Annotated in this window: 8 protein-coding genes; 2 read left to right on the top strand and 6 right to left on the bottom strand. The window is 41.6% G+C overall.

Annotation, left to right across the window (positions count from 1 at the left end):
- Positions 1-49 precede the first annotated feature (49 nt).
- The gene (locus tag H5180_RS04515) at positions 50-6,220 is read left to right on the top strand and encodes a pectinesterase family protein (RefSeq protein WP_182757743.1); all 6,171 of its coding nucleotides are present in this window, start codon (positions 50-52) and stop codon (positions 6,218-6,220) included.
- Positions 6,221-6,827: 607 nt separating this feature from the next.
- Here H5180_RS04515 and H5180_RS04510 read toward each other — a convergent pair.
- The 6 genes from H5180_RS04510 to H5180_RS04485 all read right to left on the bottom strand — a co-directional run bounded on the left by H5180_RS04510 (position 6,828) and on the right by H5180_RS04485 (position 12,486).
- Positions 6,828-7,847: a LacI family DNA-binding transcriptional regulator gene (locus H5180_RS04510; protein ID WP_145239108.1), complete on the bottom strand. Its 1,020-nt coding sequence runs from the start codon at positions 7,845-7,847 to the stop codon at positions 6,828-6,830.
- A 190-nt stretch (positions 7,848-8,037) separates the two neighbouring features.
- Positions 8,038-9,339, bottom strand: a complete 1,302-nt coding sequence (locus tag H5180_RS04505; RefSeq protein ID WP_145239111.1) for a TRAP transporter large permease — start codon at positions 9,337-9,339, stop codon at positions 8,038-8,040.
- Positions 9,339-9,827 carry a TRAP transporter small permease gene (locus tag H5180_RS04500; RefSeq protein ID WP_145239113.1) on the bottom strand — a complete coding sequence of 163 codons (489 nt, stop codon included), beginning with the start codon at positions 9,825-9,827 and terminating at the stop codon, positions 9,339-9,341. The genes H5180_RS04505 and H5180_RS04500 overlap by 1 nt, the downstream gene beginning before the upstream one ends.
- Before the next feature lie 9 nt (positions 9,828-9,836).
- The gene (locus tag H5180_RS04495; protein ID WP_259397119.1) at positions 9,837-10,814 is read right to left on the bottom strand and encodes a TRAP transporter substrate-binding protein; all 978 of its coding nucleotides are present in this window, start codon (positions 10,812-10,814) and stop codon (positions 9,837-9,839) included.
- A gap of 41 nt (positions 10,815-10,855) precedes the next feature.
- Positions 10,856-11,698 carry a 5-dehydro-4-deoxy-D-glucuronate isomerase gene (gene kduI, locus H5180_RS04490; RefSeq protein ID WP_145239116.1) on the bottom strand — a complete coding sequence of 281 codons (843 nt, stop codon included), beginning with the start codon at positions 11,696-11,698 and terminating at the stop codon, positions 10,856-10,858.
- Positions 11,699-11,721: 23 nt separating this feature from the next.
- Positions 11,722-12,486 carry an SDR family oxidoreductase gene (locus tag H5180_RS04485; protein WP_145239119.1) on the bottom strand — a complete coding sequence of 255 codons (765 nt, stop codon included), beginning with the start codon at positions 12,484-12,486 and terminating at the stop codon, positions 11,722-11,724.
- A 185-nt stretch (positions 12,487-12,671) separates the two neighbouring features.
- On the opposite strand from H5180_RS04485, the gene H5180_RS04480 reads away from it, so the two are divergent.
- Positions 12,672-14,129: a tagaturonate reductase gene (locus tag H5180_RS04480; RefSeq protein ID WP_145239122.1), complete on the top strand. Its 1,458-nt coding sequence runs from the start codon at positions 12,672-12,674 to the stop codon at positions 14,127-14,129.

Raw genomic sequence — 14,129 nt, 5'->3', positions numbered from 1 at the left:
CACACACAATTAACGCGTTAATGACGCGCTTTCATCCTTGGAGGGATGCATGAATAATACAATAAAAATACCATCGTGTTTGCTGATCACCGCGATCTTAGCAGGCTGCGGTGAAAATAGTTCTATCAATGTCAAAGAAGCCCCGTTACCACCAGTGCAAGGGGTATTTGTTGACAGCCCTGTTGCTGGTTTAACCTACAACAGCCCATCAATAAGCAATGGTGTAACAAACGCAAATGGACAATTCGATTACTTTAGAGGTGAAGCTATCGATTTCTCAATTGGTGCACTTACCTTCCCTACGGTCTCTGCCGCCAATGTATTAACTCCACTTGCTTTATTTTCGACAGATACCGTGTTTCATCCTGCTGTTATTAATAGTTTGCGTTTATTACAGTCACTAGATGTTGATGGTGATCCTAGCAATGGCATCACCATCAGCGAGCAAGCAGCACAAGCAGCCGTTATGACTTTAGCCGAAGGACAAACGATTACGGACTATTTTAGTAGCGATGAGTTTGAGGCAAACGTTAATGCGTGGCTCGATGATGCAGGCTCAGCTAATAATACCTTAATTCCAGCTGATCAAGCGATTGTGCACTTTGTTGATTTTATTTTTAAGCAATACAACAGCACCCAACCTTTAGCATTTAATACTGCCGATTTTAGCGGAACATTGTATAACCCATTAGTACAAGGCAGTGAGGCAAGTATTGCACAGTTGATATTAACACCCGTTGATGAAGCAAACCTTAGTGGCACATTCAGCCAAGTAGTGGATGGTAGCGAAACAGTAACAGGCAATTATTCGTTTTTATTTGGTAATCGCGTACTTGCACTGACCTCAGGTGAAGGCGAATCAGCTACCACAGAGTATATAATTTCTCGTTCGCATAATACGGTTAATAATACCTATAGTGTTTGTGCCACCAGCGATCCAAGTGCATTGGCAACACTGGTGCTTACTTGTGATAGTAATGATGATGCTAAAAACAATATTTTAGTGTTCTCCGAACAACAAGCTCAAGAAGAGTTAATCAAACTCAACGATTTAGCTCAGCAAGCTGGTTTAGCCTTAATTGAAGAGTTTGATACTGACACTGAAACATTTTTCTCATCGAGCTATAAAAGCTTATCGGATGAGCAAGGCAGCGGCCCGTTATATTTTAAAAGTGGCGGTAGTGCAAAAATTGACGATGTAGCAGGCCAACTAATTCTTGAAGGCGACCGTATTACCATCGGTAATACCCTGCCCGGCAAAGAATCAACAGCGACTGATAACTCAGGTGTGGGGATTTATAATTTAAGCGAAGGATTTACCATTAGCTTTGATGTTGTTTCTCATAATAGTGCTGGTGGATTATCGCTTTATATTGATAATAATACTGCCAGTCAAAGTAATTCAGTGCATGGCGGTGCTTCAAAGTTTTATGGTAAAGACATAAACGAAACCAACACCCCTGTAGGTCAACGGTTTTCATATACCTACATTCCAGGCGAAGATGTAAATACTGGCCCTGATCTGACTCATGTCGATGCCCGCGGTATTTTAAATCCTGAGATTAAAAATTCATATTTCCAAATACGCACTGATTCAGCGGCAATGATTGTCATTGATAACTTAACCATTGAAACAGTGGCAACCGACGTACCAGATGTTGAACCACCGGTTGAACCACCGATTGATCCTCCTGTGGAAGGTGAGATCCCAACAGTAGAATTACCAATTACCACTGACTTTACCGCACTTACTGCGGATATTTTCTCTGTTGATCATCAAAAAATTATTGATGCAAACGGCGATGAAATCCCCATGTTTAGCAAAACAGGCGGCTCAGTCACTGTGATTGATACTGGATTAGAACTCAATGGAGGTCGTTTCACATTAGGTAACACCACCCCAGGTATTGAAACAGCAGCAACGGATACCACCACCAGTGGAGCGCTGGATTTGTCTCGTCCTTATCAAGTGGTGATGGATATTGTCAGTATAAGTGACCCTGAAGGTGATAATAAATTCCAAATTTATGTGGATAACAACTCATCAAGCAGTTCTAAATCAATCCATGGTAATGACTCACGTTTTTATAATGAATTGATCAACTCGCTTACTGCTGGTCAAACTTTAACAGTACCCGGAAAGCTTGCGACTAAAAACTCATTTTTACAGTTACGTACCGAAACAGGCGGCACTGTGGTTATCAATAACCTCAGAGTTGAGTATGTTAAAGATCCATCTGTATTTAGCTGCACGGATGCACCTGAACTGTATTTTTGTGATGACTTTGCCAATGGTGATTTAAATAATTGGCAAATTTTAGCCAAGCCAGATAACACTGAAGCCCCAATGGGTGAGTTTGATGTACTTGATATCATGGGTAATAACATGATGCGATACACCGCAGGCGGTGCTGGGGGCGAGCTAATTTTAGCCACTGAAGAAGCTATGGCAAACGTGCCTTCGACAGGTAACTACTTTGTTGAAGCGAAAATTCGCCCGCGCCAGAACTCTACCACGGCCAATAAGCAGATCTTTCTGATGGCACGCTATTTAAATGCCGGTAATTGGTACGCCGGTGGCTTAAATGTGCAAAACTCATCAAGCAGTACGCAAGTGGAAGTTGCCGTTAGTAGCGAAGGATCAATTTCGCGTCCAGTGCAAACAAAATCACCAATCTTACTCGGTGAAAAAGGCGCTACAGAAGATGGCGTTTGGTACACCACTCGCTTTGAGATGATTGATGATCAACTTACCGTATACTTAGATGGTGAGAAAATGGGCTCTGCGACTGATACCAGCTATACAGCGCGTGGCTTAATTGGTGTGTTTACGAATAATCGTTCGTTTGAAATTGATGATGTAAAAGTGGGCGACCCTAGCATCAAGCCAATTCAGTTAACCCTTGATTACAAAGAGCCTAATTGGGACACAAGTACCAGTATGGATCCATTGTTGATCAACGTTACAGCGATTAAAAACGACGGTATCACAGCCGACACCTACACGGTCACTTCAAGCAATGAAGCAGTGGTGAGCGTTGCAATCGATGGAAATGCGATCACCCTTACACCGATTGCTGCAGGCGATGCAACGGTCACATTTGTATCGGATTCAGACCCAAGTATTACCCGTACTATTAAAGTCTCTGTTGCAGAAGGCTTTGTTATGCCAACCGCTGACTATGGTGATTTAACAGATAAAGTGATGCCAGCGATTGCTAGCGATAGCCAATTTGTTGATACCCAGTTATCGATTACTTTTGATAACGCCCCTACGTTTGGTAGTTTAGGTGAAGTTCGTATTTATAAGCAAAACGACAACACCCTAGTTGATACCCTCAAAGTGGGTAAAAATGTCGATGTGATAGGCTACACCGGCCAGGATAAAGTCCGCTCTGTGTACTACTACCCGCTCACAATTGAAGGCAATACCTTAACCATTAAACCGCATAATAATGTGCTTGAATATGGCCATACTTATCGTGTTGTCATTGGTGATGATGTGGTATTAGGCGCACAACTCAACGGTACTGATTTTATTGGCCTCGGTGATAATAGCCAATGGACGTTCACCACTAAAGTGACAACGCCGGCAAGCAATCAACTATTGGTTGATGATGACGGTGTAGCTGACTTTAGAACCGTGCAAGGTGCACTTAACTTTGCAATGGCAAATCTTGCTAAAGATGAGCAAACCACCATTTCAGTCAAAGATGGTGTATATAATGAACTGCTATTCTTACGTAATAAAAATAACGTAACTATACAAGGGCAAAGCCAAGACAATACTATTATTCAGTACGAAAACTTCGAAACACTCAATGGTGGCTCAGGTGGCAGTGCGCCTGTAGGTTCTGGCACACCGGGTGGCGGTCGTGGTGTATTCTTAGTTGAAGGTGCGGATATGTTAGTGATCAACAACCTAACATTGAAAAACACGCATTTGCGTAACAAGGTTGATTCAAACCAAGCTGAAACAATTTACTTTAATAGTAATGGTCGTTTAGTGGCTAATAATGCCAGCTTTATTAGCGAACAAGATACCCTATTACTGAAAGGTTATAGCTGGTTCTACAACAGCTTAGTTGCTGGTAATGTTGACTTTATTTGGGGCTACCCAGTTACCGCATTATTTGAAAGCAGTGAAATTCGCACCATTGGTGACTCTAAAGACAATGACCCAACGAAAGACACCTCTGGAGGCTATGTATTACAAGCACGCGTACCTGTGCAAACAGATCCTGGCTTTATCTTTTTAAACAGTAGTTTTACTCATGGCCCAGGACCAATTGGCAATGATGTATTAGATAATTCAACCTATATTGCACGCAGTGGTGGCAGTGACACATATTTCGATAACATAACGCTTATCAATAATAAGTTTGATACCCACATTGCAACCTCAGGTTGGGCTGTGCAAGGTGTTAACAGTCAACCTGCACCAAATCCAGAAATTGCAACGGCTACCAGTGGCTGGCGCGAGTATGGCAGCATGGATTTAGCAGGTAATGCCCTTGATTTAAGTGCCCGTGTTGGCGGTTACATTATGCAAGACAGCGACGTGGTTAACTTACTTGAGCGTAATGCTATTTTTGCAAGCTTTAATGATGGCCAAGGTTGGACACCTGAACCACTAGCAATCCCAATCTTGCCAGATGAGCCAATTGCAATTACACCGGTGAATAATAGTCTGGGTTTTGCTGGTTATAATTTTAACCTAACCGGTGGCGAAGGTGGAACAGTCGTGACCGTTGATAATGGCACAGCGCTTAAATCGGCTTTAGCACAAGCAAAATCATCAGGTGTTCCAGTGACTATTTATGTCGACGGTGTCATTACTGATGCAAACAGTGGCGGCGATAATTCTTCTATCGAAATTAAAGATATGGATAATATCTCAATCATTGGTGTGGCAGATCGTGGTGAGCTAAGTGGTATCGGCATTGCTATTCGTCGTGCTAATAACATCATTATCCAAAACTTAAAAATCCATGAAGTACTTACCGGCGGTAAAGATGGTATTTCGATTGAAGGTGATGAAAATAAACCTACCGCGAATATCTGGATTGATCATAACGAACTCTATTCATCGTTAAATGTTGATCAAGATTATTATGATGGTTTAATCGATTCTAAATCGGGTGCTGAAAACATTACCATTTCATATAACTATATTCACGATAGCTGGAAAACGTCACTCCATGGTCACAGTGATGATGACTCGAGCAGCAATAAGAATCGTCATATTACCTTTCACCATAACCGCTTTGAAAACATCATATCGCGTGTTCCGTTGTTTAGATTTGGTCTAGGCCATATATTCAACAACTATTATAACAATATCACCTCTAGCGCGATTAACTCACGAATGGGCGCAGAGCTACATATTGAGAATAACTACTTTGAGCATACTAAAAATCCTGTGGTCTCTTTTTACTCAAAAGTAATTGGTTATTGGAATACCTCTGGTAACTACCTAGGTGAAGGCGTTACTTGGGGTGATGTGGCTGACGGCGATGTGGCAGCAGAGGTTACTGCTACAGGTATGACACCCACCAGCTCATACCAAGCACCTTACGAGTATAAGTTAACTCCAGTAATGGACGTTAAAGCGCATGTTATTGCCCATGCCGGTATTGGTAAAATAGATCAAAGCGATTTAGACATCCCAGACATTGCAGCGCCAAGTGAGCCACCTGTGCAACAGCCGCTTGGTTTACCATTTACTGAAAATTTTGCCGCAGCAAATGCTGACGAATTTTTTAGTAATAGCTACCGCGACCTATCAGGTTTAGCGGGTACGGGGACCCCGCTGTTTCATCGTGTCACTGGCACAATCGATGTATCCGCTGGGCAACTAACCATGACAGGTGCACGTATTAGCATTGCCAATACCACCCCTGCGGTGAATACCACCTCAGCGGATGCAAGCACAACGGGTCTACTTGATTTAAGTAACAACTATCAAGTGAGCTTTAAAGTCGCGGCTGTAGCAGGTAACACCGCAAAAAGCTTCCAAATATATGTAGATAACAATACCTCAGGTAGCGCTAATTCGATCCATGGCGGCTCTTCAAAGTTTTATTCAGTAAAACTTGAAGAGCTCGTCCCTGGTCAAACGTACACCGTCGATGGGTTGGTAGCCACAGCAACCTCATTCATCACTCTCAGAACGGAAAGTGAAGCAACTATCACATTGGATGAAATAACCATCCAATAGTTGTAATGAGAGCAGCCAAGCGCTGCTTTCACACAATTTGATAGTTACCAATACCCTTGCCCGCACAGCAAGGGTATTTTTTTTATCTATATCATTCCTTTCTCTTTGTGCAATAAAATCTTTAAGTGAATAATTCACAAAGAGATTAATAGGCGCTGCGGGTAAAGAGCGAGGGCATAAAGTAAACGTTTTAAATTGAGTTAGTAATTTTTCAAGTATGGATGCAGGAGGTGGAGCAATGCAGGAGTAATTGCCGAGAACACCCTATCAAAATTCCTGCCTTGTTATCACTGTATTTATCTGTCGCTATAAATGGTCAGTAACTTAATACGATTAGTATCAAACTTGGAGGAACTTGCAGCGCTCAAAATCTTCCAGATATTAAAAACGAGCGCTATGAATTTTATCCTTTAGGCAGCATATCGGCCGTTTGGTTTAACACCGATATTTGATGCTATTTTATCAAAGGTGCTCCTCAAATTTAATTAGCTTATGAATTAAATCAAAAAAGTATATTGGATTACGGATAGAAGTAAGCGCCCTACTGTCAGTTAGGCGCTTTATATGTCTGTAACAAAAAGGTTATTATGGGGGGGGGTAATCGGTACTATTTAGCGCATCTGTTAGTAGATTCACGCTTCACTAAATAAGGAGTGACTACGTCATCTAATTTAATTTTTTCACTTTGTGTCGATTGGCTTTTATTAATGAGTTTTTGCACCGCTAAACATGCCATATTTTGTACCGGTCTTCGAATAGTCGTTAGCGATGGAATGATCCGTGAAGCCAAAATATTATCATCAAAACCTGCTACTGATAGCTGTTCTGGTACTTTGATATTTAAATTACTGGCAACCCGTAATACCCCAGCCGCCATTTCGTCGTTGTTAGCAACAATGGCCGTTGGTCTTGGTTCAGTGCTTAACAATGTCATAGCGCACTCAATACCACTTTCGTAACTATTTTTGCCTTCAATAATACGATTTCCTGGCAGTTGCACATTACATTGTTGCAGTTCAGCTAAAAATCCAGCTAAGCGTTCGATTGAAGAACGATAAACTTGCGGTCCAGAAATAAAACCAATGTCTTTATGACCAAGTTCAACCAAGTAGCTGGCCATTTCTTTCATTGCTGCGCGTTCGTCTGAGACCACAATATTATCAGCATCATCTAAATCTACCGATGCTAAGCGCACATAAGGACAACCTGCTTCACGAATTGCTGCAGCCAACTCTTTGTTTTCAGATACTGGCGGTAAAATAATCACGCCATCAAGCTTAGAGCGAGAGATAAATGACAGGCAATCGTCGATAAATTCAGCACTTTTAGAGTAACTAGGATGAACAACCAATTCATAGCCAAGTTCAGAGCAGACGCTTAATGCACCTCGTTGCACCTGATCAATATACAATGCATCGGGGTTATCATAAATTAAACCTAATAAGTAAGAACGACTTGATGCCAGCCCCCGTGCTTGTTTGTCAGGAGAAAAACCAACTTCGCTGATAATTTTAAGCACTCGCTCTCGCGTCGCTTCACCCACAGCGGGAGAGCGGTTGATCACACGTGAAACTGTGCGCTTTGAAACACCACACAGCTTAGCTACATCATTAATCGTTACTGACATAAAAGTTCCTATTTAGGATGATTGCAAAGTTTAACACTAACCGTAGATCCATAGAAGTAGTTAGTCAGCTCTTGTTATACATTGACTACTTTGATTTAAAAGAAAAATGGAGCTGTTGAGCTCCATCACAGATTTGTTTGATTAAGTTGCCCTAAACGCTGGCAAATAAATTATCCCAAGTTCAGGTTAGTTACTCGATTAAACCAAATAAACGCGGTAACGTTTCACTGATCGCCGGTACATATGTAACCAACATCAATACCAGAAACATCACAGCATACAGCGGCATCATTGGCTTAATTATTTTATGTAACGATGTTTTCGCCACCGCACAACTGACAAACAGCACACTCCCAACTGGCGGAGACACCAAGCCAATTGATAAGTTTAATACAATCATAATCCCAAATTGAATCGGCGACATACCAAATTGCTCAGCTACCGGTAAAAAGATCGGTGTAAAAATCAATACCGCAGGCGTCATATCAATAAACGCGCCAACCAAAATTAAAATCAGATTGATTAACAACAAGATTAAAATCGGATTATCACTGAGTGTTAAAAAGAACTCACTGACCAGCTGTGGAATATGTGTGTATGACAATAACCACGACATGCCCGAAGACGCGGCAATGATCAGCATTACAATAGCCGTTGTTTCACAAGCTTTTAGTAATATAGCAGGCATTTCAGCTATATTGATTTCTTTGTAGATAAATACCGACAGTATTAAAGCATAAATAACGGCAATAGCGCCGGCTTCAGTTGCGGTAAATACACCGCCAATAATGCCGCCAATAACAATAAAAATAAGCAACAAGCTTGGCAAAGCTGCGAGTATTTTTTTCATCACAATGTTAAATGGCAGTCTTGCTGTTACTGGGTAGTTGTTTTTAATCGAGTAAATAGCGCAAACAATCATCAATGCCAGCCCTACTAAAATACCCGGTAAGTAGCCGGCAATAAATAATGCCGCAATCGACACCCCACCACTGGCGATGGCATAGATAATTAAAATATTACTCGGTGGTATTAACATGCCCGTAGTGGCTGCACTTGCGGTAACCGCCGCAGCAAAACTGGCACTGTAACCATGTTTTTTCATTTCTGGCACCATAAAACTACCAATCGCCGATGTGGCTGCAACGGCAGAGCCTGATATTGCACCAAATAACATGCACGACATTACATTTACGAGTGCCAGGCCGCCGGGTAAAAAGCCTATCATCGCCATAGCACATTCAATCAGCCGTTTAGCAATGCCGCCTTGACCCATTATCAATCCAGACAAGATAAAAAATGGGATTGCCAATAATGCGAAACTATCAATGCCACCGGCCATTTGTTGGGCTATGGTCGTGGTGGCAGGCGTAAAATCAATGTGCATTAATAGCGCTGCTAATGTTGATAGCGCAATACACAAAGAAATAGGTACATTAATAAATAACAATACAAAAAAACAAACGATTAAAACAATTGCTGTTAAGTCCATTACGCTTCCTCCGTGAATTTTTGCTGTGCATAATTGATCAGGTTTTCAATGCAATTAATCACAATCAACACCCCGCTCAGCGGTAAAACGATATACACATAACCCATGTTGATCTCAAGCGCCGCTGACGTTTGCTTTAATTCAAAGCTCAGCATCATCAATTGGCTGCCGCCATACACTAAAATACTTAATGCTGTGATCAGCACGCAGATTTCGATTACAAATGAACACTTATACCTAAGTGACGGGATCATTTTTTGATAAAACAGATCAAGTCCTAAATGTGCTTTAGTACGATACGCATACGAAGCGCCCAAGACACCAATCCAAATCAGGATAAAACGCGCTAACTCTTCGGTGTATGAGCTCGGTGCACGTAAAATAAATCGTGAAAATACTTGCCAACAAACAACGGTTACAATTGCTATCATGGCCAAAATCAGTAATCGCTCTATGATGCGATTTAAGTGTGTGTTGAGTTGTCGCATTGTTTGCTCCTACATGCTTTTTATTTTTTTAATGTGAGCTGCAACCGCTGTATCAGCGAACGAAGCATGAAAATCAGCCACTTTATCTTGAAACGCTTGTTTGTCAGGGTAGGTCACTTGTACGCCTTCTGCGATAACTGCTTTAAGCGCCTCATCAGATGCGTTTTGCCACAATGAACGTTGGTACTCAACAGAGTCGGCCATCGCTTGGGTTAACCACTGTTGTTGTTCGTTGTTAAGTGAGTTCCAAACTTCTAAGCTTGCTAAAATTACATCTGGAACAAAGGTATGTTCGTCCAGCGAATAATATTTAGCGATTTCGTAATGACGAGATAAGTAATAGCTTGGCGGATTGTTCTCTGCGCCATCAACTACACCTTGTTGCAGTGCGGCATATAATTCGCCCCATGCAATCGGTGCTGCAGCGCCGCCTAAAGCCTGCACTGTTGCTACTGCTGTAGGGCTATTTAACACGCGAATTTTTTTACCTATTAAATCATCTGGGGTATTAATCGCGCCATTGGTGGTGTAAAAGCTGCGGCTGCCTGCATCGTAATAGCCCAAACCTTTAAGCCTTGCAGTGCTTACTTTATTAAGTAGATCGGTGCCTAAGTCACTTTTAAGTACACGCCAAAAATGTTCACTATCGCGAAACAAATACGGAATGCCAAACACTTTCATCTCAGGTACAAAGCCTTCCAGCGGGCTTGCCGATACTTTAGTGATTGATAAACTTCCAATTTGTAACAACTCAATGAGTTCACGTTCAGACCCCAACTGACCACCTGGATAGATAACAATTTCCATTGTGCCATTTGAATAAAATGCCAAACGTTCAGCCATATATTCCATTGCTTGATGCACCACATGGCGGGTGTCTAATGTATGTGCCAAAGTTAATCGCACTGTTTTTTTGTCATCAGTGCAACTAGTTAGCAAAAATAACGACAAAACTAGCATTATCTTTATGAGAAGATTTCTATTCATTATTATTTCTTCTTATCGCTATATGATCATTAAAGAGCTGATTATCTCAGCTCGCTTGGTTGATATTTATCCATATCATCATAATCGAGGTTTTCACCAGCCATGCCCCAAATAAAACTGTAGTTTTGTGTGCCAGCACCTGAGTGAATTGACCATGGTGGCGATACCACTGCTTGCTCGTTATGTACCCAAATATGGCGAGTTTCAGTCGGCTCGCCCATAAAGTGACACACCGCTTGCTGCTCTGGCACTTCAAAATAAAAATACACTTCGTTGCGACGATCATGCTGATGAGCTGGCATGGTATTCCAGACGCTGCCTGGTTTTAATTCCGTTAGCCCCATTTGTAGTTGGCATGTTTGTACTACGGTATTGATCAGCATCTGATTAATATCGCGCTCATTGGAGGTTTCAAGCGCACCTAAATGCAATACATTGGCATCATTACGTGTCACTAACTTATTTGGATATTTGTGGTGAGCTGGTGCAGAATTAAGATAAAATTTTGCCGGATTGCCACTGTCATGACTAGTAAACAGCACCTCATTGGTATCTTTACCTAAATACAAGGCATCTTTATAGCCAAGCTGAAAATCTTCTCCATCAGCAGTCACCGTGCCGCTGCCGCCAACATTGATCACACCAAGCTCTCTACCCGTTAAAAAGTTTGCTGCTTTTAAGTTGTCTACCGTTTCTAACCTAAGCGGTGCGCTGGTTGGCACCGCACTGCCCACCATAAAACGCTCGTAGTGAGTGTATAACCAATAAATGGTGTTCTCTTGCATAAGTTTGTCGACCAAAAACTCATCTCTTAACTGTTGGGTGTCATAGCCTTTAACTTCATTTGGACCAACGGCATAACGTGACTCTATTTGTGTGCTCATAACATGCTACCTAAAATTAAAAATTATCGTGCTAACCAGCCACCATCAACCGCGAGAATATGGCCATTGACATAGTCACTGGCTGTTGATGATAAAAATATGGCTGAACCAATTAAGTCTTCAGCTTCACCCCAACGCCCCGCAGGGATACGCTTTTCAATTTCACTATTACGAGCGGCATCATCTTGTAATGCTTGGGTGTTATCGGTTCTAAAATAACCTGGCGCAATAGCATTAACCTGAATATTGTGTTGCGCCCATTCGTTTGCCAGCGCTTTAGTAAGACCCGCTACCGCATGTTTGCTCGCGGTATATGCTGGGACTGTCATACCGCCGCTGTATGACAGCATTGAGGCAATATTAATTATTTTGCCAAACCCTTGTTTGATCATGTTTGGCGCAACCGCTTGGGCCAATAAAAAACTGGCATCAAGGTTTACTTTCATCACGTTCTGCCATTGCTCATACGGGTAATCCACCGCAGGGCTGCGAAATATTGTGCCGCCAACATTAACCAAAATATCAATACCGCCATGATTAGCTAAGGCTGTAGCTGCTAAGGCATTCACTGAATCCGTATTACTCAAATCAGCTGCATAATCATACGCCTCACCACCGCGCTCTTTGATCATCTGACACGTTGCTTGGCAGCCGTGCTCTTTACTACTACTGCAAATAACCTTGGCGCCAGCAGCTGCTAAACCCAGTGCAATTTGTTGACCCAGTCCGCGGCTTGCACCGGTGACGAGTGCCGTTTTTGAAGTTAGATCAAACAAAGTGGCTGTCATTTTAAATTCCTGTATAAAGTGTTTATTACGTAATTACTAATTCAATGTAAATTGAATTGACTAAACTTGTTAATACCCATTCTTCGCTACCGGTGGCAATTTGTCAAATATTATTTGCCACCGGTGGCAAATATAGCTAAGATGTAAATATCAATCAGCCCATATAACGTTTATAGGTTCATATTATGCAAGCACTGAATAGAAAAAACTTTAATAAAAACAAATACCCAACAAAAATAATGCAATACGGTGAGGGGAATTTCTTGCGTGCATTTATCGATTGGCAAATTGATAAACTCAATGAAACAAGTGATCTAAACGCCGGCGTTGCGGTGATCCGCCCTATTGATTATGACGCAATTCCTTTACTTAATGTTCAAGATGGTTTGTATACCACTATTATTCGTGGCTTAAACGAGCAAGGTGAAACCGTCGCCGATCACCGTATTATTAGTTCAATCAATGAAGAAATTCCTGTCTATAAAGATTTTCCGCGTTATATGGCATTAGCTGAGAATCCGGATCTGAAAATTATTTTTTCAAATACCACTGAAGCTGGTATTGAATATATTGATACTGATAAACTCGATGACGCTCCCGCTAAAGCATTCCCAGCTAAATTAACGCAGTGGTTGTTCCATCGCTTTAATCACTTTAACGGCTCAGCTGACAGCGGCATGGTGATCATCCCTTGTGAGTTAATTGACTACAACGGCGAGAAACTCAAAGAAATCGTGTTTCAATACTGCCAACTTTGGCAACTACCTGAGGCGTTTTCAAGCTGGTTGAATGAAGCTAACCACTTTTGCTCAAGCTTAGTTGACCGTATTGTCACTGGCTTCCCCCGTGATGAGCATCAACAACTACAAGAATCGTTAGGTTATTTAGATAACTTTATGGTGACCGCTGAGTACTTTCACTTGTTTGTTATTCAAGGACCGCAGCATCTAGCTGAATTATTATGCTTGCAAGACAGTGATCTAAATATAAAAATTGTTGATGATATTTCACCTTACAAACAACAAAAAGTCGGTATTTTAAATGGTGCTCATACGGCTTTAGTGCCACTAGCTTACATGGCGAACATTGATTCTGTGGGCGATGCGCTGGCCGATCCTTTGTTTGAAAAATACCTAACACAATTAATCTTTGCTGAAATTATTCCCACTCTTGATTTACCTGAAGATGAATTAAAGCGCTTTGCCAATGATGTACTGAACCGCTTTAGAAATCCGTATATTTGCCATTTATTACTGGCTATTTCACTCAACAGTATGACTAAATTTAAGACCCGTATTTTGCCGCAGTTGCACACCTATGTGAAAACAAATAACGCCGTACCGAATATGATGGCATTGGCTATTGCAGGGCAAATTTTGATGTATAAAGGCCTACGTAATGAGCAGCAAATTGAATTGAGCGATGCACCACAATGGCTAGAACTATTTAATACCCTGTGGCATGACTTTGATAACAACACCCTATCCTTAAACACGCTTGTTGAACAAGTACTAGGGGCACAATGGCATTGGGAAAGTGATTTAAATGAACTTCCTGAATTAACTGCCACCGTTACAGCTCACCTACGTAATATGCTCACTGAAGGTGTAGCTACTACGCTTACTAACCAGTTAGGCCAATAA

It is taken from the genome of Pseudoalteromonas sp. SR41-4 (genome assembly GCF_014163985.1).
Classification (GTDB): domain Bacteria; phylum Pseudomonadota; class Gammaproteobacteria; order Enterobacterales; family Alteromonadaceae; genus Pseudoalteromonas; species Pseudoalteromonas rhizosphaerae.
This window is presented reverse-complemented; position numbering and strand designations above follow the sequence as displayed.

Excerpts from the sequence above, each read along its gene's own strand:
- H5180_RS04510 (WP_145239108.1), bottom strand. The coding sequence starts at position 7,847 with ATGTCAGTAACGATTAATGATGTAGCTAAGCTGTGTGGTGTTTCAAAG.
- H5180_RS04515 (WP_182757743.1), top strand. The coding sequence starts at position 50 with ATGAATAATACAATAAAAATACCATCGTGTTTGCTGATCACCGCGATC.
- H5180_RS04500 (WP_145239113.1), bottom strand. The coding sequence starts at position 9,827 with ATGCGACAACTCAACACACACTTAAATCGCATCATAGAGCGATTACTG.
- H5180_RS04505 (WP_145239111.1), bottom strand. The coding sequence starts at position 9,339 with ATGGACTTAACAGCAATTGTTTTAATCGTTTGTTTTTTTGTATTGTTA.
- H5180_RS04495 (WP_259397119.1), bottom strand. The coding sequence starts at position 10,814 with ATGAATAGAAATCTTCTCATAAAGATAATGCTAGTTTTGTCGTTATTT.
- H5180_RS04480 (WP_145239122.1), top strand. The coding sequence starts at position 12,672 with ATGCAAGCACTGAATAGAAAAAACTTTAATAAAAACAAATACCCAACA.
- H5180_RS04485 (WP_145239119.1), bottom strand. The coding sequence starts at position 12,486 with ATGACAGCCACTTTGTTTGATCTAACTTCAAAAACGGCACTCGTCACC.
- kduI (WP_145239116.1), bottom strand. The coding sequence starts at position 11,698 with ATGAGCACACAAATAGAGTCACGTTATGCCGTTGGTCCAAATGAAGTT.